At 72.0% G+C, this 23,765-nt stretch carries 21 protein-coding genes; 12 read left to right on the forward strand and 9 right to left on the reverse strand.

Annotated features, from left to right (window positions below):
• The first annotated feature begins 1 nt into the window (after position 1).
• Together BT364_RS04315 and BT364_RS04320 are read left to right on the forward strand one after the other, a co-directional pair.
• Positions 2-1,078, forward strand: coding sequence for an amidase family protein (locus BT364_RS04315; protein ID WP_072483744.1), 1,077 nt, complete (start codon positions 2-4; stop codon positions 1,076-1,078).
• Positions 1,075-1,551 carry a DUF3291 domain-containing protein gene (locus BT364_RS04320; protein ID WP_072483745.1) on the forward strand — a complete coding sequence of 159 codons (477 nt, stop codon included), beginning with the start codon at positions 1,075-1,077 and terminating at the stop codon, positions 1,549-1,551. Before BT364_RS04315 ends, BT364_RS04320 begins: the two co-directional genes overlap by 4 nt.
• Before the next feature lie 397 nt (positions 1,552-1,948).
• On the opposite strand, the gene BT364_RS04325 is transcribed toward BT364_RS04320, so the two are convergent.
• Entirely contained in the window at positions 1,949-3,058 is a 1,110-nt protein-coding gene (locus BT364_RS04325; RefSeq protein ID WP_072483746.1) for a ferritin-like domain-containing protein, read from the reverse strand.
• Positions 3,059-3,235: 177 nt separating this feature from the next.
• Here BT364_RS04325 and BT364_RS04330 point away from each other — a divergent pair, with 177 nt between their 5' ends.
• The 5 genes from BT364_RS04330 (at position 3,236) to BT364_RS04350 (ending at position 9,028) form a co-directional block, all read left to right on the forward strand.
• Positions 3,236-4,171 carry an AurF N-oxygenase family protein gene (locus BT364_RS04330; RefSeq protein ID WP_072483747.1) on the forward strand — a complete coding sequence of 312 codons (936 nt, stop codon included), beginning with the start codon at positions 3,236-3,238 and terminating at the stop codon, positions 4,169-4,171.
• Positions 4,144-4,800: a TetR/AcrR family transcriptional regulator gene (locus BT364_RS04335; RefSeq protein WP_256259583.1), complete on the forward strand. Its 657-nt coding sequence runs from the start codon at positions 4,144-4,146 to the stop codon at positions 4,798-4,800. The genes BT364_RS04330 and BT364_RS04335 overlap by 28 nt, the downstream gene beginning before the upstream one ends.
• A gap of 17 nt (positions 4,801-4,817) precedes the next feature.
• Positions 4,818-5,084 (forward strand): hypothetical protein, encoded by a 267-nt coding sequence (locus tag BT364_RS04340; protein WP_072483748.1) that lies wholly within the window; start codon positions 4,818-4,820, stop codon positions 5,082-5,084.
• 84 nt (positions 5,085-5,168) lie between these two features.
• Positions 5,169-7,691, forward strand: coding sequence for an outer membrane protein assembly factor BamB family protein (locus BT364_RS04345; RefSeq protein WP_072483749.1), 2,523 nt, complete (start codon positions 5,169-5,171; stop codon positions 7,689-7,691).
• 152 nt (positions 7,692-7,843) lie between these two features.
• Entirely contained in the window at positions 7,844-9,028 is a 1,185-nt protein-coding gene (locus tag BT364_RS04350; protein WP_072483750.1) for a C40 family peptidase, read from the forward strand.
• A gap of 67 nt (positions 9,029-9,095) precedes the next feature.
• Here BT364_RS04350 and BT364_RS04355 read toward each other — a convergent pair whose 3' ends face one another.
• Genes BT364_RS04355 through BT364_RS04375 form a run of 5 tightly spaced genes read right to left on the reverse strand, consistent with a single transcriptional unit; the run spans position 9,096 to position 14,808 of the window.
• A complete protein-coding gene (locus BT364_RS04355; protein WP_072483751.1) occupies positions 9,096-10,343 on the reverse strand; it encodes a styrene monooxygenase/indole monooxygenase family protein in 1,248 nt (415 codons plus the stop codon).
• A 23-nt stretch (positions 10,344-10,366) separates the two neighbouring features.
• Entirely contained in the window at positions 10,367-11,017 is a 651-nt protein-coding gene (locus tag BT364_RS04360) for a GTP-binding protein (protein ID WP_072483752.1), read from the reverse strand.
• On the reverse strand, positions 10,998-11,411 hold the full coding sequence (locus BT364_RS04365) for a DUF742 domain-containing protein (RefSeq protein ID WP_072483753.1): 414 nt from the start codon (positions 11,409-11,411) through the stop codon (positions 10,998-11,000). The genes BT364_RS04360 and BT364_RS04365 overlap by 20 nt, the downstream gene beginning before the upstream one ends.
• Positions 11,408-11,887, reverse strand: a complete 480-nt coding sequence (locus BT364_RS04370; RefSeq protein WP_072483754.1) for a roadblock/LC7 domain-containing protein — start codon at positions 11,885-11,887, stop codon at positions 11,408-11,410. The genes BT364_RS04365 and BT364_RS04370 overlap by 4 nt, the downstream gene beginning before the upstream one ends.
• Positions 11,884-14,808 (reverse strand): sensor histidine kinase, encoded by a 2,925-nt coding sequence (locus BT364_RS04375; protein WP_072483755.1) that lies wholly within the window; start codon positions 14,806-14,808, stop codon positions 11,884-11,886. Before BT364_RS04375 ends, BT364_RS04370 begins: the two co-directional genes overlap by 4 nt.
• A gap of 365 nt (positions 14,809-15,173) precedes the next feature.
• Here BT364_RS04375 and BT364_RS04380 point away from each other — a divergent pair, with 365 nt between their 5' ends.
• A complete protein-coding gene (locus tag BT364_RS04380; protein WP_072483756.1) occupies positions 15,174-15,959 on the forward strand; it encodes a protein phosphatase 2C domain-containing protein in 786 nt (261 codons plus the stop codon).
• Positions 15,960-15,989: 30 nt separating this feature from the next.
• On the opposite strand, the gene BT364_RS04385 is transcribed toward BT364_RS04380, so the two are convergent.
• Positions 15,990-16,472: a MarR family winged helix-turn-helix transcriptional regulator gene (locus BT364_RS04385; protein ID WP_072483757.1), complete on the reverse strand. Its 483-nt coding sequence runs from the start codon at positions 16,470-16,472 to the stop codon at positions 15,990-15,992.
• Positions 16,473-16,714: 242 nt separating this feature from the next.
• Between BT364_RS04385 and BT364_RS04390 the strand changes: the two genes are divergently transcribed.
• Positions 16,715-17,566 (forward strand): lysozyme, encoded by an 852-nt coding sequence (locus tag BT364_RS04390; RefSeq protein ID WP_072483758.1) that lies wholly within the window; start codon positions 16,715-16,717, stop codon positions 17,564-17,566.
• Positions 17,567-17,790: 224 nt separating this feature from the next.
• Positions 17,791-18,549, forward strand: a complete 759-nt coding sequence (locus BT364_RS04395) for a polysaccharide deacetylase family protein (RefSeq protein ID WP_177328039.1) — start codon at positions 17,791-17,793, stop codon at positions 18,547-18,549.
• A gap of 75 nt (positions 18,550-18,624) precedes the next feature.
• Here the strand turns inward: BT364_RS04395 and lon are convergent, their stop codons facing one another.
• Both lon and BT364_RS04405 read right to left on the reverse strand, forming a co-directional pair.
• A complete protein-coding gene (lon, locus tag BT364_RS04400) occupies positions 18,625-21,048 on the reverse strand; it encodes an endopeptidase La (protein ID WP_072483759.1) in 2,424 nt (807 codons plus the stop codon).
• Positions 21,049-21,266: 218 nt separating this feature from the next.
• The gene (locus BT364_RS04405; RefSeq protein ID WP_072483760.1) at positions 21,267-22,109 is read right to left on the reverse strand and encodes a rhomboid-like protein; all 843 of its coding nucleotides are present in this window, start codon (positions 22,107-22,109) and stop codon (positions 21,267-21,269) included.
• Positions 22,110-22,244: 135 nt separating this feature from the next.
• On the opposite strand from BT364_RS04405, the gene BT364_RS04410 reads away from it, so the two are divergent.
• A complete protein-coding gene (locus tag BT364_RS04410) occupies positions 22,245-22,850 on the forward strand; it encodes an RNA polymerase sigma factor (protein ID WP_072483761.1) in 606 nt (201 codons plus the stop codon).
• Entirely contained in the window at positions 22,847-23,764 is a 918-nt protein-coding gene (locus BT364_RS04415) for a cupin domain-containing protein (RefSeq protein WP_072483762.1), read from the forward strand. The genes BT364_RS04410 and BT364_RS04415 overlap by 4 nt, the downstream gene beginning before the upstream one ends.
• Position 23,765: the final 1 nt, after the last annotated feature.

The following is a 23,765-nucleotide window of genomic DNA, read 5'->3' on the forward strand; positions in this document are numbered from 1 at the left end:
GATGGCTGAGGTCGGGGCTGTGAGCGGGGTGGGCCGGGCGCTGGAGCTCATCGGGCGGGAGGATCCCCGGCTGTGCGCGTTCATCGAGGTGTGGTTCGAGCGGGCGCTCGCCGACGCGGAGCGGGCCCGGGGGCTCCCGCTGGCAGGGATGCCGTTCGCGGTCAAGGGGCGTACCGGCATCCGTTCGTACGCGGCCCGGCGGCTGATCGAGGCCGGCGGGGTGCCGGTCGGCGCGACCTCGGTGCCCGGCCCCGGCACGCCCTGGCAGACCTGGGGGCTGGGCACCCACGGCCGTACGGTCAACCCGTGGCGCCCCGACCGCACCCCGGGTGGCTCCTCGGCGGGCTCGGCGGTCGCCGTGGCGGCGGATCTCGTGGGGCTGGCGACCGGCAGCGACGGGGCGGGGTCGGTACGGATCCCGGCGGCGTGGTGCGGGGTGTTCGGCCTGAAGACGACGAACGGCCTGCTGCCCTCCCCCGACCGCACCGGGCTGGCCTCCGCCGGGGTGCTGACCCGGTCGGCCGCCGGGGCCCGGACGTATCTGGCCGCCGTCCTGGACGACTGCGAGCCGGTGCCGCCCGTCCTGCCCGTACCGGCCGTCCTCAGCCCCGATCTGGGGTACGCCGATGTCGACCCGGAGGTCGCGGCGGTCGTCCGGCGGGCGGTGGGGCGGCTCGTGGCGGCCGGGGTGGTGCGGCTCATGGACCGTACGTGCGAGCTGCTCGACCCACGAGAGGCGTGGCAGGCGGTCCGGGTCGGGTCGCCGTCCCCGCGCGCCGAGGAGATCCGGCGCGTCAACGACACCGCGCTGGACGCCCTGTTCGCCCGTACTCCGCTGCTGCTCACACCGACCACGCCCAACCGCCCGCACGGCCACGACGGCCCGGGCGAGCTCTTCTCGACCGCGCTGACCTGGGCGTTCAACCTGAGCGGTCATCCCGCGGCCAGCGTGCCCGCCGGATTCACCGCGGACGGCTGCCCGGTCGGGCTCCAGCTGGTCGCGGAGCGCGGCGCCGATGTCTCGCTGCTCGCAATGGCCTGTGCGGTGGAGGAGGCGCTGACTACGGTGCGGCCATGACGCACAACGACCCGCAGACCGGCCATGAACTGGCCCAGGTGAACATATCCCGCCTCGGATTCCCGCTGGACTCCCCCGAGCTGAAGGACTTCGTCGACGGTCTCGAACCGGTCAACGCGGTCGCCGACCAGGCGGCCGGCTTCGTCTGGCGGCTGCAGAGCGACACCGGCAACTCCACCGACGTATCGGTCTTCGGGGACGACCGGCTGATCCTGAACATGTCGGTGTGGCGCGACACTGACGCGCTGACTGCGTTCATGTACCAGGGGCAGCACCGCGAGCTGATGGCGCGGCGGCGGGAGTGGTTCGAGCGGGTGGAGGAGGCGATGACGGCCCTGTGGTGGGTGCCCGCGGGCGAACGGCCGACGGTGCGGGACGCCGAGGAGCGTCTGCTGCATCTGCGCGAACACGGGCCCACCCAACAGGCGTTCACCCTGCGCCGGCCGTTCCCGGCTCCGGCCGCGACGGACTGAACGCCCGGCGGGGCGCACGGAAGAGCGGGAACCGCCGCTCGCCGGACGCGTCGCCCAGGGCGAGTCCTTCGAGGCTCCGGCGGGCGGCCGCGGGGCCGGCGGCGAGGGGCGGGGCCGGGGTCGTCATGCCCGCCGTACTCCCCGCGCCGGCCGACGGCGTACATCCCGTTCCGATCCCGCGAGGGCGTAGGACCGACCGGCAATTGGGGGGTGGGTGAAGGAGCGGGGCTGGGTGCGTGCAGCTGCAAGGCGGAGGATTGAGGCAACGCAATGGGGTCTCCCCTGCTCGAGCGAAGCCGAGAGCTTGGGGAAGTTGTTGATTGACGACAACGCGGCAGATGTGCGTGCCCAGCCCCGCGACGCCGCCCCCCTATTGCCGGTCGGTCTGAGTTTCCGGTCACTCCCCCGGTGCGCCCTGCGCTATCGCCTCCTCGACCTCGGCGACCCTGGCCCGTTCCTCCGCCTCGAACCGGTCCCGGTCGAGCTGTTCGGCTATCTCCTCGTCCTGGGCCATCAGCAGGTCCAGGCTGGAGTCGCCGAGCTCGAAGACGCCCATGTCGACGTAGGCCTTCTGGAGCCGTTCGCCCCACAGGCCGATGTCCTTGACGCACGGCACTATCCGGCTGAACAGCAGCTTGCGGAAGAGCTGGAGGTACTCCGAGTGCTCGGAGAGCTCCTTGGCCTCCTGCTTGCCGATGCCGAAGTTCTCCAGCACCTCGACACCGCTGAGCCGGTCCCGCATCAGGTAGCAGCCCTCGATGACGAACTCCTCGCGCTCGCGCAGTTCGGCATCGCTCAGCTGCTTGTAGTAGTCACGCAGCGCCATCCGCCCGAACGCGACGTGCCGGGCCTCGTCCTGCATGACGTACGCGAGGATCTGCTTGGGCAGCGGTTTGGTCGTCGTGTCGCGGATCATGCCGAAGGCGGCCAGGGCGAGCCCCTCTATGAGGACCTGCATGCCGAGGTAGGGCATGTCCCAGCGGGAGTCGCGCAGGGTGTCGCCGAGCAGCCCCTGGAGGTTGTCGTTGATCGGGTAGAGCATCCCGACCTTCTCGTGCAGGAACCGCCCGTAGATCTCCGCGTGCCGGGCCTCGTCCATGGTCTGGGTCGCGGAGTAGAACTTCGCGTCCAGGTCGGGGACGGACTCCACGATCCTGGCCGCGCAGACCATGGCGCCCTGCTCGCCGTGGAGGAACTGGCTGAACTGCCACGAGGTGTAGTGCTTGCGCAGCTCGCCCCGGTCCTTCTCGGTCATCTTCGCCCAGTGCGGGGTGCCGTACAGGGTGAGGGCCTCGTCAGGGGTGCCGAGCGGGTCGGCGGGGTCGACCTCCAGGGACCAGTCGATGCGCTTGTTGCCGTCCCACTGCTTGTCCTTGCCCTTCTGGTAGAGGGCGAGCAGGCGTTCGCGGCCGTCGTCGTAGTCCCAGCTGAAGCGGGCGGCGCCGGAGGCGGGTACCTGCCACAGCGGTGCTTCGGGGGCGGTGGTGTAGAGGTCGTGTGTCGACACGGACGGCTCCTTCGCCTGGCATGTTTCGGCAATTCCCTTGGCAGTTGCGCCAGTTGGCAGGTTCACACGTAGTAGACACCGGGTCAACAAGTCGTGCGCAAGGGATTGACGGCCTTACTGACGAGGAGTCTCATAAGGAGTGACCGCCGGTAACCCCATGTGCGAGGTGCCTCCAGCATGACCACAGTGAGCGAACGCGACGTCCAGCTGCTTCGCGACGCACTCGGCCCGCTCCGGGACCGCGAACAGATCGCCGAGCGGCTGCTCGACTCCTCGGCCAAGCACTCCTTCGACCCGGACAAGGAACTCGGCTGGGACGCGCCGGTCGAGGACGGCAAGTGGTTCTGGCCGCCCGAGCTGGTCTCGCTCTACGACACCCCGCTGTGGCGGAAGATGTCCGAGGAACAGCGGATGGAGCTGTCCCGGCACGAGGCGGCCTCGCTCGCCTCGCTGGGCATCTGGTTCGAGATCATCCTCATGCAGCTGCTGGTCCGGCACATCTACGACCGGCCGGTGACCAGCAATCACGTCCGCTACGCGCTCACCGAGATAGCCGACGAGTGCCGGCACTCGATGATGTTCGGCCGCATGATCAAGTGGGGCGGCTCGCCCGACTACCCCGTGCCGCGCGTCTATCACAACCTCGCGCGGGTGCTGAAGACCATCTCCACCACCCCCGGTTCGTTCGCCGCGACCCTGCTCGGCGAGGAGATCCTGGACTGGATGCAGCGGCTGACCTTCCCGGACGAGCGCGTCCAGACGCTGGTGCGGGGCGTGACCCGCATCCATGTGGTCGAGGAGGCACGGCACGTCCGCTACGCCCGCGAGGAGCTTCGCCGCCAGATGGTGACCGCCCCGCGCTGGGAGCGCGAACTGACCCGGCTGAGCTGCGGCGAGGCGGCCCGCGTCTTCTCCGTCTGCTTCGTCAACCCGCGGGTGTACGAGCACGTCGGCCTGGACCGCCGCGAGGCCGTCGCCCAGGTGAAGGCGAGCGGCCACCGGGCGGAGGTCATGCAGTCGGGCGCGAAGCGGCTGACGGACTTCTTCGACGACATCGGGGTGCTGAACGGGGTGGGACGCAGGCTGTGGAAGAGCTCCGGCCTGCTGGCCTGAACCGGCCCGGTACCACGGAATGGGCCCAAGGGCTGTCCCGTCCGCTCGTCTACCGCTACTTCCCGGGCGGGCGGCAGCAGTTGTACGAGGCGGCGCTGAGGTCCGCCGCCGAGCAGCTGATCCTGTGCTTCGGCGAGCCGCCCGCGGGACCGCCCACCGAGCGGGTGACCCGGGTGCTCGACCGCTATCTCGCCTTCGTCGACGAGCACGACACCGGGTTCAGCGCGCTGCTGCGCGGCGGCTGCGTCGTCGAGACCTCCCGTACGTCGGCGATCGTCGACGAGGTGCGGCGGGCGGCGGCCGAGCAGATCCTGCTGCACCTGGGCAGTGGCGCGGCGGCCGGCCCGAGGCTGCGGATGATGGTGCGCACCTGGATCGCGGCCGTCGAGGCGGCATCCCTGATCTGGCTCGACGAGGGGAAGCAGCCGGCCGCGGCCGAGCTGCGCGACTGGCTGGTCGACCAGTTGATGGTGCTGCTGGCCGCCACGGCGGCGACGGACCCGGAGACCGCCTCGGCGGTGGCGGCGCTGCTGCCGCTGGAGAGCGCCGGGGGTCCGGCCGGGCGGCTGGCCCAGCGGCTGGTCCCGGTGCTCGGCGAGGCGGCCCATCTGCTGCCCGAGGACGGCTGATCGGTCAGACTGGGGCGGTGAGAAGCGAGAACACCGCCTTCACCGGCGGGCCCCTGGACGGGCGGGTACTGCCCGTCCTCGTCGGCCCGACCGGCCATCCGCCCAAGTGGTACGAGGTCCCCGTGCCGGCCGCCGACGGCGGTCCCGCCACCGTGTACGCGTACCGCAGAGTGCCGGCCGGCCACTCCAAGCGGCTGGGGCTCCCGCGCGGCTGGGTGTACGAGTACGCTCCCGGGGGTCGCGAGCGGCACAGCCCCAAGTGGCCCTGGTCGAAGCCGGGCTGAGGGTACGGGGCCCGATGGGGCGAGGGGTGGTCGGTCTAAGATCGACGCTCTGGTGCCCAGGCACGGTCAGCGAGGGGGTGCGCCATGGAGGCGCTGCGTCAGGACGATCCACGCCGCTTCGGCCCGTACACCGTGCTGGCACGATTGCGCGGGACCGCGAGCAGTGTGCAGTACCTCGCGCGCGACACGGCCTCCGAGGACGCGGTGGTGATCACCGCCGCCCGCCCCGAACTCGCCGCACTGCCCGCCTTCCGGCGCCGGTTCCAGGCGGAGGCCCGCACCGCGGACCGGCTGACCGGCGGCTGGGTCCAGCCCCAGTTGGGCGGCCCGGACGACAGCTCGGACGGCAGCCCCGACGAAGAGCTGCTGTGGACGGCGAGCCCGTACGTACCGGCGCTGACGCTCGCCGAGGCGATCGAGCTCACCGGGCCGCTCCCCGAGCGTGCCGTGCGGATACTGGGCGCGGGCCTCGCCGAGACCCTCTCCCGGGTGCACGCCACCGGAGCAGTGCTCCAGGGCCTGGCCCCCCGCACGGTACTGCTGGCCGGGGACGGGCCGCGGCTCACCGCGTTCGGCCCGCTGGGCGCGGCCGCCGACGCGGAGGCCCGGCCCGGCGGGCAGTTGTCCGTACGGCTCGGCTATCTCACCCCGGAGCAGGTCGAGGGCGAGGAGCCCGGACCGGCTTCCGACCTCTTCGTGCTGGGCCTGCTGCTCGCGTACGCGGCGACCGGCACGACCCCGCTCGCCGACGGCCCGGCAGCCGAGGGCGCCGAGCGGATCGCCCGCACCGCCCCCGAACTCGGCGCGGTTCCCGAGGAGTTGCGCGGACTGATCGCCCGCTGCCTGGAGAAGGACCCGGCGGACCGGCCGAGCGCCGGGGCGGTGGCGGCCGAGCTGGCCCTGGAGGGGGCGGCGGGCCTGGCGAAGGGCGGCTGGCTGCCGGAGGCGTTGGCGGCCGCGGTGGCGGAGCAGGGGGTGCGCGTACGGGAGACGGTCACGGCCGGTGCGCCGGCCGACGCGGTGCCCGCCCCCGCCCTCGCCCCGGCCCCTGTCCTGGACACCCGGACCACTCAGCTCGGGGACATCGGGCGCCATGTCCCGAGGACCGACCGGCCGACGACCCAGCTGTCCGTCCCGCCCCAGCTCACCGGCCGCCCCGCCACCCCCACCCCCTCCTCCGCTCCGGCTCCCGCCCTGCCCGGCGGGGTGCCCTCCGTACCTCCGCCGATAGTCCCGGTGGCCCCTCGCCCGCTGCCGATCCCCACGAATCGTGCCGCCGCCCCCTCCCCCGCCGTGGACCGGCGCGGTCTGCTGATCGGCCTTGCCGCCGGGGCCGCCGGACTGGTCGTCGGTGGCGGCGGTGTGCTGGCGCTGGGCGGTGGCGGAGGTGACACGGACGACCCCGAGCCCGCGCCGAGCCACAGCGGCCCCACCGTCGCGGGGCTTCCGCCGCAACCCCGCTGGGTGTACACGCACCCGGCGGCGGAACCGGCACCGCTCACCGCCGCCGTCTGGAACGAACGGCTGCTGGTGCTCACCGGAAAGAACGGCGCGACCGCCGTGGACCTGCGCACCGGACACCGGGCCTGGCAGAACGCGGACGCCGCCGACGCAGAGGCCGCCCTCCCCGCCGGCAAGGACCTCTGCTTCGTCGCCGCCCCCACCGGGTTCCTCTGGCTGTCGCCGAAGGACGGGAAGACCGTGCACCGGGCGGAACACGCGGCCCTGTCCCCCGGGATGCCGAAGCTCTCGGCGCCGGAGTTCGTCGGCGCGTCCGGGCAGGTGATCTGGTTCACCGGCTCCGAGACGGTCACCGTCAAGGCCCCGCCGCCGAAGAAGGGCAAGAAGCGCGGCAAGGACAAGCAGGTCGTCAAGGCCTACCTCTTCGCGTACGACATCGTGCGGCGCGAACAGCTGTGGCGGACCCCCGTACCGGCCGGGCGCGGCACCGCCGCCCCCGTCCACCGGCTGATCGCGGTCCGCCAGGACGACCTGGTGGTACGTCAGAGCCCGGCCACCCTCGCCCCCGGCGACGTCAGGGCCGCCAAGGGCAAGGCGGTCTTCCGGAGCTTCGACCGCAGGACCGGCAAGGCGCTGTGGAGCAAGCAGTTCGGCACGGTCGCCCCGGACGCGGCGGCCATGGGCGACGACCGGGGCCTGCTGTACGCGGCGGTGGGCGACGATCTCCAGGCCTTCGAAACTCCGTCCGGCAAGCCGAAGTGGACGCTGAACGGCACCGGCGGCACCCCGTACGGCACCCCCGTCGTCACCGGAACCGTGCTGCACACCACCAACCGCAACCAGGAAGTGGGCGCGGTCGAGCGGCAGACCGGGCGGCTGCGCTGGCGCCGCTCGACGGAGGCGGCGATCAGCACCGCCGCCCCCGCCGTCACCCTCAGCACGACCGGCCGCACGCTGCTGGCCGCGGACGGATCCCAGGTCACCGCGTTCGGCGCCGAGGACGGGCGGCGGCTGTGGAAGTTCCAGGACATCGGCACCCAGGACCCGAAGGGCCCCACGGTCACCGCTCCGTACCGGGTACTGACGGCCGGGCGGACTGCCGTCGTGCAACGCGACCGGATCTTCTACGCGTTCCCGGTGGCCTAGGACCTGTCCGGCCCGTCCACGGCCTTCCGGGCGAACCCGTCCACCGCCGCGCCGCGCGGTTCTTGCATCTCCCGACACCGAGTGACCGTATTGTCCCGTTGCGCTCACTCATGGGGTAGCCCCGTGATCGCCCCGTCGTCGGAGGTGATGTCGTGTCAGGCGGAGTCTTGCGTGCGGCCTGCGCCGCCGCCCTGGCCACGCTCGTCGTGACCTCGCCGGCGGCCGCCGGGCCCGTGGCCCCTGACCCCGCCGCGGGCGGCACGGCGAAGGCGCCCGCCGCACCCACGGCTGCGAACAGGAGCGTCGCCCAGCTCCTGCCCGAGCTGCGGCAGCTGTACCAGCAGGCCGAGGAGGCCACCGAGACGTACAACGGGACCGCCGCGGAGCTGAAGAAGCGCGCGGCGCAGGCGAAGAAGCTCGACGTCGAGCTCGTCGCCGCCCGGACCGCGCTGGCCGACAGCCGCGACGAAGCCGGGCGGCTGGCCCGGGAGCAGTATCAGGGCCGGTCCGACTTCTCCGCGTACATGCGGCTGCTGCTGTCCCGGGACCCCGAACACCTCCTGGACCAGGAGCATGTGATCCGGCATGCGGCGACCGCGCGGGCGGCGACCGTGAAGCGGCTCACCGGCGCCGAGAAGCGCGCCGACGAACTGGCCACCGAGTCCCGCAAGGTGCTCGACCGGCAGCAGGTGCTGGCCAAGAAGCAGAAGAAGCAGCGGGACGCGGTCCGGTCGCGGCTGAAGGCCGTCGAGAAGATGCTGGCCACACTCTCCGGCCCACAGGTCACCGAGCTGTCCCGCCTCGAACAGCGGAACACGGAGAAGGCGCAGGGCGCCCTGGCCGCCTCGGGGGCGCTGTCCTCGACGAGGCCGCCGTCCGAAGCGGGCGGCGAGGCGGTGAGGTACGCGATCGCCCAGGTCGGCAAGCCGTACGTGTGGGGCGCGGAGGGGCCGGACTCCTTCGACTGCTCGGGGCTCACCTCGCAGTCCTGGGCGAAGGCGGGCCGGGTCATTCCGCGGACGTCGCAGGAGCAGTGGCGGCAGCTGCGGAAGGTGCCGGTGAACGCGCTGCGCCCGGGTGACCTGGTGATCTACTTCCCGAAGGCCACCCATGTGGCGCTGTACATCGGCAACGGCCTGGTGGTGCAGGCGCCCCGGCCGGGCTCGCGGGTGAAGGTCTCGCCGGTGGCGTCGAACCCGCTGCTCGGTGCCGTCCGGCCCGACCCGCGGGGCGCGCCGCTGTCCGCGTACCAGCCGCCGGTCCTCCCGCAGGGGGCCTCCTCCGGCTCGGACGCGGGGTACGGCTCGTCGTCGGCCCCCTCGGCCTCCGGGCAGTAGACCGCGGGAATGGCAGCGGGGCCGGGTCCGGTCGGATGTCCGACGGTCCCGGCCCCGCTGTCGTCGTTCAGGCGGTCTGCGCCGCCCCGGAGACCTGGGCGAGGTACGCGTTGGTCTTCTCCGGGTCGAAGAAGAAGTTGTCGAAGTCCGCCGGGTTGTTGAAGCCGTTGGCGAAGCGGTCGGCGACCGGCTGGAGCCGGCCGGCGGCGCCGATCAGGTTCAGTACGTGCTCCGGCGGTACGCCGAGCATCGCGTTGGTCCACTTCACGACGTGCTGCGCGGTGTCCCAGTATCGGTCGAACGTGGCCTGCATCCACTGCGCGTCGAACTCCCGGTCGCCGTGCTCGATGATCGAGTCCAGGTAGGCGTTGGCGCACTTGGAGGCCGAGTTGGAGCCCTGGCCGGTGACCGGGTCGTTGGCGACGACGACGTCCGCGACGCCGAGCACCAGACCGCCGCTGGGCAGCCGGCCGATCGGCTTGCGGACGGTCGGGGCGTATCGGCCCGCCAGGGTGCCGTTGGCGTCGGTCAGTTCGACCTTGGTGGCGCGGGCGTACTCCCACGGCGTGAAGCGCTCCATCAGCTCCAGCGTCTTCGCCAGGTGCTCGGAGGGGTCCTTGATGCCCTGGAACACGTCGAGCGGGCCGCCCGGGATGCCTTCCCAGAACAGGATGTCGGCGCGGCCGGAGGTGGTGAAGGTCGGCATCACGAAGAGCTCGCCGACACCGGGGACCAGGTTGCAGCGGACCGCGTCGAAGTCGGGGTGCTCCGGGCGCGGGCCCATGCCGTGGACGTACGCGACGGCCAGGGCGCGCTGCGGGGCGTCGAACGGCGAACGGGAGGCGTCCCGGCCGAACATGGAGACCAGCTCGCCCTTGCCCGCGGAGACCATCACCAGGTCGTAGGTGCGGGAGAAGTAGTCCAGGTCGGAGACGGCCGCGCCGTGGATGACGAGCTGTCCGCCGCGCTGGGCGAAGGTCTCCATCCAGCCGGCCATCTTCACGCGCTGGTCGACGGACTGGGCGAAGCCGTCCAGCTTGCCGACCCAGTCGACGGCGCGCGAGGAGTCCGGCGCCGCGACGGAGACGCCGAGGCCCTCGATGCGCGGGGCCTGGGACTCCCAGAAGTTGAGCTGGTAGTCACGCTCGTGCTGGAGCGCCGTGTGGAACATGCACTGCGTCGACATGACCCGGCCGGAGCGGATCTCGTCGGCCGTGCGGTTGGACATCAGGGTGACTTCGTACCCCCGGGACTGCAGTCCGAGGGCCAGCTGGAGCCCGGACTGGCCGGCTCCGACTATGAGTATCTTCCGCATCGCGGTTCTCCGTTGTAAGTGATCTATGCAGGGGTGGCGTCGAGGGCGTGGCCGACCAGGGCCAGCAGCGACTCGATGACGGTGATCCTGTTACGCGCGTCCATGATCACAACAGGCACCTGCGGCGGGACGGTCAGGGCCTCCCGGACGTCCTCGGCCTCGAACCCGGTGGTTCCCTCGAAGTGGTTGACGGCGACGATGTACGGCAGCCCGCAGCTCTCGAAGTAGTCGAGGGCGGGGAAGCAGTCGGCGAGCCGGCGGGTGTCGGCCATCACGACCGCGCCGATCGCGCCGCGCACCAGGTCGTCCCACATGAACCAGAAGCGCTGCTGGCCCGGTGTGCCGAAGACGTACAGCACGAGGTCGTCGTCGAGCGTGACCCGGCCGAAGTCCATCGCGACGGTCGTGGTGACCTTGTCGGGCGTCGCGGAGAGATCGTCGGTCTCCTCGCTGGCCTGGGTCATCATCGCTTCGGTCCTCAGCGGGGTGATCTCGGAGACCGACCCGACGAAGGTCGTCTTGCCCACGCCGAAGCCTCCCGCGACCACGATCTTCGTGGCGATGGGGGCCCTGGTGTGGTCCAGCTGCCAGGCCTGGAGCGATTCCTCGGCCTGGTCCCTGGCGCCCGGCTGACGCGGGGCGAAGAGCGGCGACTCAGAGACGGCGGAGTCCATTGAGCACCCTTTCGAGCAGTGCGCGGTCGGGCTGGCCGGTGCCGTGACCGGTCCCGTACACGCGGATCTTTCCCTGGTCGGCCAAGTCGCTGAGCAGCACCCGGACCACGCCGAGCGGCATCTTCAACAGGGCCGAGATCTCCGCGACGGTACGCATCCGGCGGCAGATTTCGACGATGGCCTGGAGCTCCGGCATGACGCGGCCGGCCAGGTTGCCGTTGGTCAGCTCGCGGCGCTCCTCGGGCGCTTCGAGCGCGGCGACGAACGTCTCGACGAGCAGGACATGGCCGAAGCGGGTGCGTCCGCCGGTGAGCGAGTACGGACGGACCCGTGCGGGCCTTCGGTCGGACCCGCGGACGGGGAGCCTGCGGGCGGTTTCAGCAGCGGGCTTCACTGGGTGCTCTCCATCGATTTGCGCAGTTCACTGCGGAGTTCGGGGGTGAGTACGTGTCCGGCCCGGCCCACGAAGAGCGCCATGTGGTAGGCGATGACGCTCATGTCGCAGTCCGGGGTGGCATGCACGCCGAGCAGCGAGCCGTCGCTGATCGACATGACGAAGACGCTGCCCTCGTCCATGGCGACCATCGTCTGTTTGACGCCGCCGCCGTCCATCAGCTTGGCGGCGCCGATGGTGAGGCTGCCGATGCCGGAAACGATGGTCGCCAGGTCGGCGCTGGAGCCCTTGGGCCCGTCCTGCCCGCCGGTGCTCGGGGTGACCAGATGGCCGGGGTCGGAGGAGAGCAGCATCAGCCCGTCCGACGAGACGACGGTGACCGAGTGGACCCCTGGCACCTCCTCCACCAGATTGCTCAGCAACCAGTGAAGGTTACGGGCCTCGTTACTCAGCCCGAATGTGCTGGGCGCAGTCAACTGCGTGCCTCCTCGACTGTGTCCCCCGTCTCATCCGTCTGGTCGGTCCGTGCCGGGCGTCCACCGGGTGCGGTGGCTCCCGGGAGGGACTGGGTGGCCGTGACCTCGGCGATCTCCGCCTCCACGTCCCGCCGGCCGTCCTTCGCGCCCTGGTGGAAGCCGCCGAGCCTGCGGCGCAGCGCCTCCTTGTCCAGGCTGCCCTTGCGCTCGGTGGTGGTGGCCGCGGTGGGCTTGACGACCTTGGGGGTGCGCTTGGGCAGCCCCTTGTCCGTGATGCGTTCGGTCTGCTGCGGCTGCTGGTCCGGCTGCCGGGGGCCGGGCAGCGCGTCCGCCAGGGGCGTGGGGGCCGGGGCCGGGGTGTACGGCTCCGGGGTCTGGTCCGCGGCGCGTTCGTGGCGGTCGGGGCCGATGGCGTACGGATCGGGGGCCTTGGTCCCGGCAGCGTCCGCGGACTCCGGAACCACCGGGAGCCGGACCTGCATCGTGACCTCGGACTCCGCCTCGGCCGGAGCCTTCGCCGGGGCCTTCGCCGGGGCCTTCGCCGGGGCCTCCGTCGGTGCCTCCGCCTGGGCCGGGACCTCCGCCTCGACAGGAGCGGGCGAAGGGGCGGCGGGTGCCGGCTCGGCGCCCGCCTCGCGGATCGTCTGCTCGGCGGCGGCGATCAGCGGGTCCTCGGGCAGCGCGAGCGGACGGGCCGGCAGCGCGTTGGAGTTGGCTTCGGCGACCGACCCCGGAAGGTTCAGCGCGGGGGCGTCCCCGGGGATCTGCACCGGCGGCGGAGTGGTCGCCGGGGGCGCCTTCGGCAGCAGGGTCTGGGGCAGGACGACGACCGCCGTGACCCCGCTGCCCTTGTGGGCGCGCAGCTGCACCCGCACGCCGTGGCGCGCGGCCAGCAGGGAGGTGACCTGGAGGCCGAGGCCGGCCCCGGACGCCTCCTTGTCGTCTCGCTCGCCCGCCTCGAACAGGGTGGGGTCACCGAGACGGGCGTTGAGCTCGCCCATCCGTGCGGCCGACATCCCGATGCCCGAGTCCTCGACGGAGAGCATCACCTCGCCGCTCTCCAGCAGCCAGCCGGAGAGCTGGACATGGGAGTCCGGCGGCGAGAAGGAGGTGGCGTTCTCCAGGAGTTCGGCGACGAGGTGGCTGAGGTCGTCGGCGGCGAAGCCGGCGATCTGGGCGTGCGGCGGCAGGGACTGGATGGTGACCCGCTCGTACCGCTCGATCTCCGACACGGCCGCGCGCAACACGTCGACCAGCGGGATCGGTCCCGCGTGCCCGTGGCCGTGCTCGGCGCCCGCGAGGACCAGCATGTTCTCGCTGTGCCTGCGCATGACGGTGGCCATGTGGTCGAGCTTGAAGAGGGTGGCGAGCCGCTCCGGGTCGTGCTCCCGCTCCTCCAGGCTCTCGATGACCCCGAGCTGGCGCTCGACGAGGCCGAGGGTGCGCAGCGAGAGGTTGACGAAGGTGTGGTGGACCGTGTCCTTCAGCCGCTCCAGCTGGGCGGTGAGGTCGGCGGCCAGGAGCTGGAGCTCGGCGCGCTGGACGGTGAGGGCCTCGCGCCCGGCGATCAGCTCGCCGCGCTCGGCCTGCAGGCTCTCGAAGCGGCCGTTGAACTCGGTCAGGAGCCCCTGGAGCCTGCCGTGCAGGCTGTTGAGGGACCGTACGACCTGGGCGAACTCGTCGTTGCGGCCGGTGTAGCGGACCGGTTCGGCGGTGTCGGGCTCCGCGGCGAGGCGGGCGGCGCCGATCCGCAGGACGGCGAGCGGCTGGGTGAGGGTGCGGGCCACGGCGGTGGAGACGCCGACGGCGACCAGCAGACAGCCACCGAGCAGCGCGATACGCAGTTCGAGCGCGGTGACGTCGTCGTCGCGCAACTGCTCCAGGCGCTGGATCTGTTCGGTGCCGAGTGCGGACTCGACGCTCCGCATCCGGTCGATCCGGGCGGAGAGCGCCGCCTCGGCCTTCTTGCGGTTGGTGCTCTGGTCGGAGTCCGACAGCCCGGGGCGGTCGGTGAGGGTGTTGAGGTACTTCTCCGCGCTGTTGACCTCGGGCCCGGTGACGGTGGAGGACAGCTTGCCGCGGGCAGTGGCGCCCGCGGCCTGGTCGAAGTCGGCGAGCGAGGCGAGTTCGCGGACCCGGGCCTGCTGGGCGGCGGCGCTCAGCTCGTCACGGGTGCGGTCGTCCTTGTCGCTGCCGCCGACCGAGGTCTGCACCGGCAGTCCGGTCACCGGGTCGAGCTGGGGGGTCGTGACCTTGCGGGGCACCGAGAGCGCGGCGATCAGCAGCCCCCGGGTGGCGGCGGCCTGCTCGGTGGCCTGCCCGAGGGCGAGCGGGGCGCGGGTGGCCTCGGCGGCGCGCGGCGGGGTCTTCTCGGCGAGTTCGTCGGCGAGGCCGTGGAGCTTGGCGATGACCTCGGAGTAGGCCTGGTGGGCCTCCAGCGCCGTGCCCTTGCCGCTGAGCGCGTCGCGCCGCAGCGAGGGGACGGTGGAGAGGTCTCGGCGCAGTGCGGCCGGGGCCGTGGCCCTGATCTCGTCGACCTGCTGATCGACGCGGGCGCTCCGGCTGCTGGAGTCGTCCTTGCCGTCCGTCGCACCGGACTTCTCGTCACGCCCGGCGGCGATCCGGGCGGTGACCTCGTCGCGCTCGTCCGCGAGGGCGTGGGCGAGGGCGATGGCCTGCTGGTTCAGCTCGGCGAGAGTGACCAGTCGCTGCGATTCGTTCAGTTCGGAGGAGGCGGCGAGGATCGCGGGCGTGCCCGCGGCGATGACGGTGATACCGACGACCGCGACACCGGCGACCAGCCGACTCCTCACGCGCGCGGTGCGCCGGGCGCCCTCGCTCTCGCTCTCGGCAGGTGCCGGTGGCGTCACCCCGGAACCGTGCTGCTTGCCGCCCTTGCTCCGAGGCCGCTTCTTCTGCACCGGTGCTCGCAATCTTGACTCGTCCGCCCTTGAAGCAGAGGTGACGCACGGTCACATGTAAATGAGCGCCCGACCCCTGGTACGGCTTCTGACCATTCCAGTGCTTTTGAGAGGGGGGCGCGCATCAACCACTCCGCCACCTGAACGAGTGAACATCACTCCAGAGTTGGCGAACAAGTTTGCCCCGGGGGACCTTCGGCCACACCTGGTCCGTCGGCTGGAACTTCCGCGCAGGCTTTGGCAGGATGCCCGCCCGCACACCCCACGGAGCCATTCCTTCCGCTCCGGCCACTCGCCTGACCTGCTGGTGCAGGCCAATCTGCGTCGGGTGCAGGGCCCGTGAAGGCGTCGTGCAGACTGGCCGTATGCGCATCGAACTGGCCACCGCCGCCGGCAGCCCGGAACGCCCGAACGAGGATTGGGCCGCCACCGCGCTTCCCGCTTCCGGCCAGGGTGGAGCGCTGATCCTGCTCGACGGGGTGACCCCGCCCCGGGGCGGGGACGGCTGTGTGCACTCGGTCCCCTGGTTCACCGCCCGGCTGGGCGGCGCACTGGTCGAACTGTCCGGTTCGCGGCCGGATCTGACCCTTCGGGAGATCCTGGCAGTGTCCATACGACGCACCGCCGACACACACCGCTCCCTGTGTGACCTTTCTCACGTACGCACGCCTCAGGCAACGGCCGTCATGGCCCGCTGGGACGAGCGCGAGGTCGAGCATCTGGTGCTCTCCGACTCCGTACTGCTGTTCGAGGCGCACGACGGAAGCGTGCGCCCCCTGCTCGACGACCGGCTCGACCGGCTGCCGCCCGGCACACTGAGCAGCGAGGCGATCGCCGACGCCCGGGCGCGGAACAAGGAGGGCGGCTTCTTCACCGCCGCCGCCGATCCCTCCGTGGCGGCCCGCGCGGTCACCGGGCGCACCCCGCTCGACCAGGTGCGGGCGATCGCCGCGCTGACCGACGGGGCGGCCCGCTGGACCGAGATGTTCCACGAGGGCGACTGGGCGGACTGCCTCGGCGTTCTCCGCAGGGAGGGGACGCAGGGGCTGATCGACCGGGTCAGGGCCCTGGAGGACGCGGACACCGAGCGCAGGCGGCTGCGTCGCGGCAAGACCCATGACGACGCGACGGCGGTGTACGCGGTGCTGTGACGGCGCACCGGCGGGCGTGCCCGGCGCGCTTCAGTCCTCGGCCCGCGCGTTCAAGTGGTGCAGCAGCCGGGCCAGTTCGGCCACCTCGGCCCGGTCCCAGTCGTCGAGCTTGCGGACATAGCGCTCACGGCGGGCGTCGCGCACACTGCGGTAGCGGTCCAGCCCCTCGGTGGTGAGGTGGACGAGGAAGGCCCGGCCGTCGGCCGGATCGGGCTCACGAGCCACCAGTCCGAGGTCTTCCAGTGCGCGCAGTTGACGGCTCATGGTCGCCTTGCCCACCCCGAAGTAGGCCGCGAGATCGGTGGCCCGCTGCTGCCCGGCCGACTCCAGCCGGACGAGGAGTCCGTACGCGGCGGCCTCCAGTTCCGGGTGGACCTCGCGCGCCATCTCCCCCGAGTTCGCCCGCGCGCGGCGCAGAAAGACGGCCAACTCCCGCTCCAGGGCGAGGAATGCGTGGTCCACACCACTCCCCCCGGTCGCGCCGGGTTCACTACCGCTTTCGCTCCCGTGCACGTCAACACCCCTCGTGAGCTTTCCTGTCGCTGAAAATTTCTTTCGCCGCTGGTCATCGCCGCAGCTCCGCCAGTATTTCGCAGGCGTAGACCAACGGCAGCGACCAGACCCTCTTCCGCAGCACGGGTCTACGTGCGTAGCGTCATGCATGGCATGTTCACACCATTGCATGTCTGCAGGGGTACGCCCACGTCCCCCTGGGATCAGCACGTCCCCCCACCACGTCCTCGGAGGCACTCCCCATGCCGGTGCTCAGATCCACTTCCAAGACGTCCCGCCGCTCGCGCTTCGCGGCGGCCGGAACCCTGCTCGCGGCCCTCTCCCTCCTGCTCACCCTGCCCGGCGCGGCCGGCGCCGCCGGCATCCATGACGCAGCCGCCAAGAAGCCCGCCCGCGGCACGGCCACGATGGGCATGGGCGTCATCGCCCACGACGGCCAGGACGGACTGCCGCGGGACACCCGCGCCGTCCAGACCGAAGGCGTCGACGTCTCCGGCCACCAGGGCAACGTCGCCTGGTCGACGCTCTGGAACAGCGGTGTGAAGTGGGCCTACACCAAGGCCACCGAGGGCACGTACTACAAGAACGAGTACTTCGCGCAGCAGTACAACGGCTCGTACAACGTGGGCATGATCCGGGGCGCGTACCACTTCGCCACCCCGAACACCACGAGCGGCGCCACCCAGGCCAACTACTTCGTGGACAACGGGGGCGGCTGGTCGCGGGACGGCAAGACGCTGCCCGGCGTGCTCGACATCGAGTGGAACCCGTACGGCGACCAGTGCTTCGGCAAGACCGCGGCCGGCACGGTCTCCTGGATCCGCGACTTCGTGAACACGTACAAGGCACGCACCGGACGCGACGCGGTCATCTACACCGCGACCAGTTGGTGGAAGACCTGCACCGGGAACAACGCGAGCTTCGGCGCCACCAACCCGCTGTGGGTGGCCCGCTACGCCTCCACGGTCGGTGAACTCCCGGCCGGCTGGGGCTTCTACACGATATGGCAGTACACCTCGTCCGGCCCCACGGTCGGCGACCACGACCGCTTCAACGGCGCCCTCGACCGCGTGCAGGCCCTCGCCAACGGCTGAGCCCGCCCGCCGCGCCCTCGCGGTCCGCCGCTCCACACAGCAGAGCCCCGGTGATCGGCAGATCCCCGGGGCTCTGCTCGCTTCACGCCTCCGACCAGGGGTTTTTCACCCCCCGAGCCGACAGCGGACCCCCTATACATCAGGTGTATACGCCTTATGTATAGTCCTTCTCCGCCGCACATCGTGCGCCCTGTTCAGCTACGGAGGAGTGACCCGCCTTGTCCATGAAGACGAAGTCGATCGGTACGGGGTTGGCCACCGCCCTTGTGACGGCGCTCACCCTGACGCTGAGCGGCTGCTCCATGCAGACCACCGCGCCCGCCTCGGCGCGCGGTGACGCGGGCTCCGACGCCAAGGGCTCCTTCGGTCCGGTGGACTGCCGCAAGGCGAAGTGCATAGCGCTGACCTTCGACGCGGGACCGGGCGAGGACACCCCGCACCTGCTGGACGTCCTCAAGGAGAAGAAGGTGCACGCGACCTTCTTCCTGCTGGGCAAGAACCACGTCAAGAAGCATCCCGACACCGTGCGCAGGATCGCCGCCGAGGGGCACGAGGTGGCCAACCACACCTGGACGCACAAGGTCCTGACGGACCGCGAGCCGGCCGAGATACGCGCCGAGCTGAAGAAGACGCAGGACGCGATAGCGGAGATAACCGGCAAGAAGCCGCGCCTCATGCGCCCGCCGCAGGGCCGCACCGACGACACCGTCTCGGACATCAGCCGCGACCTGGGGCTCTCCCAGGTCCTGTGGAGCGCCACCGCGAAGGACTACTCCACTACCGACTCGGCGCTGATCAAGAAGCGCATCCTGGACCAGGCGAGCAAGGACGGCGTCATCCTGCTGCACGACATCTACAAGGGCACGGTGCCCGCGGTGCCGGGCATCATCGACGAACTGAAGAAGCAGGGCTACACCTTCGTCACCGTCCCGCAGCTGATGGCGCCCGCCGAGCCGGTCCCGGGGACCATCTACCGCCCCTGAGCCGGTCGCGGAACACGTGGACACGGAAAGTCCCGCCCACCCGTTGCCGGGCGGGCGGGACTTCACGGACCCGGCCTAGGCGGCGGCCGGGATCCTCTTCTCGGGCCGTGCCGCGGCGGCCGGGGCCAGGGCGATCTCCAGGACCTGGCGGACGTCGGTCACCGGGTGGACCTCCAGCGTGCCCAGGACCTCGGCGGGGACGTCGTCCAGGTCGGCCTCGTTCCGCTTCGGGATCACCACGGTGGTGATCCCGGCGCGGTGCGCGGCCAGCAGCTTCTGCTTCAGACCGCCGATCGGCAGCACCCGCCCGGTCAGCGAGACCTCACCGGTCATCGCCACGTCCGTACGGACCAGCCGTCCGGAGAGCAGCGAGGCCAGCGCCGTCGTCATGGTGATGCCGGCGCTCGGGCCGTCCTTCGGGACCGCGCCCGCCGGGAAGTGGATGTGCACGCCGCGGTCCTTCAGGTCCGCGACCGGCAGCTCCAGCTCCGCGCCGTGCGACCGCAGGAAGCTCAGCGCGATCTGCGCGGACTCCTTCATGACGTCGCCGAGCTGGCCGGTGAGGGTCAGTCCGGACGCCCCGGTCTCCGGGTCGGCCAGCGACGCCTCCACGAACAGCACGTCGCCGCCCGCGCCGGTCACCGCGAGTCCGGTGGCCACACCGGGCACCGACGTACGGCGCTCGGCCGGGTCCTGGGCGGACTCGGGGACGTGGTGCGGACGTCCGATCAGAGCGCGCAGATCCGCTTCGGTGACCGTGAACGGAAGCTCCCGGTCGCCCAGTTCGTGCTGGGCCGCGACCTTGCGGAGCAGCCGGGCGACGGCCCGCTCCAGATTCCGTACGCCCGCTTCACGGGTGTACTCGCCGGCCAGCTTGCGCAGTGCGGACTCGTCGAGCTTCACCTCGTCCTTCTCCAGACCGGCCCGCTCCAGCTGGCGCGGGAGCAGGTGGTCCCGGGCGATGACGACCTTCTCGTCCTCGGTGTAGCCGTCCAGCCTGACCAGTTCCATGCGGTCGAGCAGGGCCTCCGGGATCGCTTCGAGCACATTGGCCGTGGCCAGGAAGACGACGTCGCTGAGGTCGAGTTCGACCTCCAGGTAGTGGTCGCGGAAGGTGTGGTTCTGCGCCGGGTCGAGGACTTCGAGGAGGGCGGCGGCCGGGTCGCCCCGGAAGTCGGAGCCGACCTTGTCGATCTCGTCGAGCAGGACGACCGGGTTCATCGAACCGGCCTCCTTGATGGCCCGCACGATCCGTCCGGGGAGGGCACCCACGTACGTACGCCGGTGGCCCCGGATCTCCGCCTCGTCCCGCACACCGCCGAGCGCGACGCGGACGAACTTGCGGCCCATGGCGTGCGCGACGGACTCGCCGAGCGAGGTCTTGCCCACGCCCGGAGGCCCCACCAGCGCCAGCACGGCACCGCCGCGCCGCCCGCCGACGACCCCCAGCCCGCGGTCGGAGCGCCGCTTGCGGACGGCGAGGTACTCGGCGATGCGCTCCTTCACGTCCTGGAGCCCCGCGTGCTCGGCGTCGAGGATCTCCTGGGCGCCCCGGATGTCGTAGGCGTCCTCGGTCCGCTCGGTCCACGGCAGTTCGAGGACGGTGTCGAGCCAGGTCCTGATCCAGGAGCCCTCGGGGCTCTGGTCGGAGGAGCGCTCCAGCTTGTCGACTTCCTTGAGCGCGGCCTCGCGGACGTGCTCGGGAAGGTCGGCGGCCTCGACGCGGACCCGGTAGTCGTCGGACTCGTCCTCCGGGTCGCCGTTCAGCTCGGAGAGCTCCTTGCGCACGGCTTCGAGCTGGCGCCGCAGCAGGAATTCGCGCTGCTGCTTGTCGACGCCCTCCTGGACGTCCTTGGCGATGGATTCGGCGACGTCCTGCTCGGCGAGGTGTTCACCGAGCCACTGGATGGCGAGCTTCAGCCGGGCGACCGGGTCCGTGGTCTCCAGGAGCCGCACCTTCTGGGCGGTGGTGAGGAAGGGCGAGTAGCCGGAATTGTCGGCGAGGGCGGAGATGTCCTCGATCTGCTGGACCCGGTCCACGACCTGCCAGGCGCCGCGCTTCTTCAGCCAGCTGGTGGCGAGCGCCTTGTACTCCTTGACCAGCTCGGCGGCGGCTCCGGGGAGCGGGTCGGGGACGACCGCGTCGACCCGGGTCCCCTCCACCCAGAGCGCCCCACCCGGCCCGCTGGTCCCGGCCCCGATCCGCACCCGGCCCCGGCCGCGGATCAGCGCGCCCGGATCCCCGTCCGAAAGCCGTCCGACCTGCTCGACGGTGCCGATGACACCGGTCCCGGTGTACGTCCCGTCGATCCGCGGCACCAGAAGCACCTCGGGCTTGCCGCCGCCGCCCCGGGCCGCGGCCTGTGCTGCCTCGACGGCGGCACGTACATCGGTGTCGGACAGGTCCAGAGGCACCACCATCCCGGGCAGCACGACCTCGTCGTCGAGCGGCAGCACGGGCAGGGCGAGCGGAGTGACCGCATTGGAATCGGTAGCCATGATCTCCCCTTCGGCAGTCAAGTTGAGCTATGCAGACTCAATGCTTCTGAGCCGCTCATTGTTCCCCGGGAAGTGTTCGCTCTGAGCGATCGTCCGATCGCGCTCGCGACACGGGACGGACGCCGGGTGCCCGCGGCATACGCCCCCGTGCTGGCGGCGGCCCGGTCCCGGATCTCCGAGGCGTTCGACGGCACGCCGCTGCTCAGCGCGTACGGCTACTACGGCAGCGTTCCGCGCGACACGGCTGTTCCCGGTGTCTCCGATCCGGATCTGCCGCCGGCACCCCGCGGTGCACGGCGCGAAGGCGCCACGCCCCTGACCACCGCTCCCCCGGCCTCACCGGCCCGGCGCAGCAGCGGCCAGCAGGCCACTCCGAGCAGCAGCGCGAGGGGATGGCCCCAGTTGGCGAGCGGGTTGTTCAGGTCGACCAGGTCCCGCGCCAGCATCAGGCCCACCCCGCCGAGCACCAGCACCCGCAGCAGCGGGGTGAACAGCCCGGTCAGCGCGCCGACGCTCGCCATCAGCCCGAAGCTGATGCCGTAGTCGAGGCGGTGCAGGGACGACTCCGGCAGATGCCCGGCGACCACGGAGAGCCCGACCGGGATCTCCGTCGCGAGCGTGGCCACGACATGGCCGAGCACGAACACCGCGGCGGTCCGCCACCCCCCGATGCGGCGTTCCAGCGCGGTCAGTACGAAGGCGAAGGCGAAGACGTACGGGGAGGTGAGCCCGCCGACGACCCACAGGGCGCTGGCGGCCAGGACGAGCAGCGGGGTCTCGCCGAGGTGCGCGACGTCCGTGCTCGATTCGCGCAGCACGGCGGCGACGGTGCCGGGATCGGCGTACTCCATGAAGAGCGACGTGGCGACCAGCACCAGCAGGTACCCGAAGGTGAAGGGGGTTCCGGTGGGCGTCGGCAGCAGCCGCAGCCATCGGCGGGCCCTGCGGACCGCAGGCGGCGGGGCCGCGGGGCCGCCGGTGCGGTTCTGGCGGGGGATGGCGCCGAGCAGCGGAGCCTCGAAGGGGTCTTCGTGGACCTCCCTGTCCGTACCCTGATGCACCGCGCAAGGTCCCTTTCCACGACGAGCCCCCCGAAGCAACGTCTTGCCTTCTGTGATCCTCCCTCAGACCGTCCAAGGTGTGAGCCACACACGCCGCCCGTGAACCGGCTCGGGTCCGTAGCCCGATAGAGGGGTGTGAAGCTGTTGCGCCCCTCGGGGGAGGACCCGGACGACGACCACGCCCTGCTGCGTGCCGTCGCGCAGGGAGACACGGAGGCCCTGGCGACGCTCTACGACCGGCATGCCGGCTGGCTGCTGGCCCGGCTGGGCAGGCGGTGCGCGGATGCCGAGACGGTACGGGAGGTGCTTCAGGACACCTTCGTCACGGTCTGGCGCTCCGCCGGTTCGCACCGGGGTGCCCGGGTCGGCGGCTGGCTGTGGGTGATCGCCTCGCGCCGGCTGGTGGACGCGCAGCGGGCCCACGCCCGGACCGATCTCGCCGCCCGGGCCGAGCGGACCGGGAGCAACGAATGGGCCGCCACCGCGCCGTCCGCCGAGGAACGGGTGCTCGTCGGGCTGGAGTACGGGGATGTGGGCGCCGCGCTCGACCGGATCTCGCCCGAGCTGCGGGAGGTCCTGCGCGCCACGGTCATCGACGGGCTGACGACCCGCGAGACGGCCCGGCTCCTCGGCATACCCGAGGGCACGGTCAAGACCCGGGCGATGCGGGCCAGACGCGAACTGCGCGCCGCACTCGAGCTGTCGGCCCCGGAGCCCGGACCCCTGGGAGGAACGGCATGACCACGAGGGGAGGCGACGGCATGCCCCAGTGGCATGTGAGCGAGGAGCTGGCCGGGCGGTACGCCGCCGGTTCGGTGCCGGAGACGGACGCGTGGTCCGTGGAGAAGCACGTGGAGGCGTGCGGGAGGTGCGCGGCGCGGATCTCGGCGGTGGTACGGGCCCGGCCGGAGGCGGGGGCGGCGCTGGACGCGGTACGCGCGGGGGTGCTGGCCGCGGTGGCGGCGGAGGGGGCGCCCGTGAGGGGGCCCGCCCGCAGCGCCCGGCGCCGCTCCCCCGGGACCGCGACCCGCGCCGGGCGGTTGCTGTGGGCCGCCGGGCCCGCGCTGCGCGCTCCGTGGCTGCTGGCGCTGGTGCTGGTGGCCGTCGGGGCCCTCGCGCTGGCGTACGGGGCCGGGGGCGGCGATGCCGTCCGCCCGCTGCTCCTCGTCGTCGCGCCGGTGCTGCCACTGGCCGGGGTCGCCCTCTCCTACGGCCGGCACGCGGACCCGATGCACGAGATCACCGCCGCCACCCCGTCCGGCGGGCTGCGGCTGCTGTTGACCAGAACCGCCGCGGTGCTCGCCGTGAGCATCCCGGCGCTCACTCTCGCCGGGGCGGCGCTGCCCCCGTCCGCCGGGTGGCCCGGCGCGGCGGCCTGGCTGCTGCCCGGGCTGGCGATGACGCTGGCGGCGCTCGCCCTCGGTTCGTACGTCGGCTGCCGCACCGGGGCCACGTCCATCGCCGTGACCTGGGCGGCCGCGGTCGTCCTGCCCGCCTTCGCCACGTCGCGCCCGGCGACCGCGGAGGCGGCGGCCGAGGCCGCACGGTACTTCGCCGGGCCCGCCGCACAGGCCGGCTGGGCGGCGGGCGCACTGGTGTGCGCCGCGCTGCTCGCCGTACGCCGTAGATCATTCGACCACCTGGAGAAGTTGTGAG

The sequence above is a fragment of the Streptomyces atratus genome, from assembly GCF_900119365.1.
In the GTDB taxonomy this organism is placed as follows: domain Bacteria; phylum Actinomycetota; class Actinomycetes; order Streptomycetales; family Streptomycetaceae; genus Streptomyces; species Streptomyces atratus_B.

Coding starts and splice junctions, on each gene's coding strand:
- BT364_RS04315 (WP_072483744.1), top strand. CDS start 2: ATGGCTGAGGTCGGGGCTGTGAGCGGGGTGGGCCGGGCGCTGGAGCTC.
- BT364_RS04320 (WP_072483745.1), top strand. CDS start 1,075: ATGACGCACAACGACCCGCAGACCGGCCATGAACTGGCCCAGGTGAAC.
- BT364_RS04330 (WP_072483747.1), top strand. CDS start 3,236: ATGACCACAGTGAGCGAACGCGACGTCCAGCTGCTTCGCGACGCACTC.
- BT364_RS04345 (WP_072483749.1), top strand. CDS start 5,169: ATGGAGGCGCTGCGTCAGGACGATCCACGCCGCTTCGGCCCGTACACC.
- BT364_RS04355 (WP_072483751.1), bottom strand. CDS start 10,343: ATGCGGAAGATACTCATAGTCGGAGCCGGCCAGTCCGGGCTCCAGCTG.
- BT364_RS04360 (WP_072483752.1), bottom strand. CDS start 11,017: ATGGACTCCGCCGTCTCTGAGTCGCCGCTCTTCGCCCCGCGTCAGCCG.
- BT364_RS04380 (WP_072483756.1), top strand. CDS start 15,174: ATGCGCATCGAACTGGCCACCGCCGCCGGCAGCCCGGAACGCCCGAAC.
- BT364_RS04390 (WP_072483758.1), top strand. CDS start 16,715: ATGCCGGTGCTCAGATCCACTTCCAAGACGTCCCGCCGCTCGCGCTTC.
- BT364_RS04395 (WP_177328039.1), top strand. CDS start 17,791: ATGAAGACGAAGTCGATCGGTACGGGGTTGGCCACCGCCCTTGTGACG.
- lon (WP_072483759.1), bottom strand. CDS start 21,048: ATGGCTACCGATTCCAATGCGGTCACTCCGCTCGCCCTGCCCGTGCTG.
- BT364_RS04415 (WP_072483762.1), top strand. CDS start 22,847: ATGACCACGAGGGGAGGCGACGGCATGCCCCAGTGGCATGTGAGCGAG.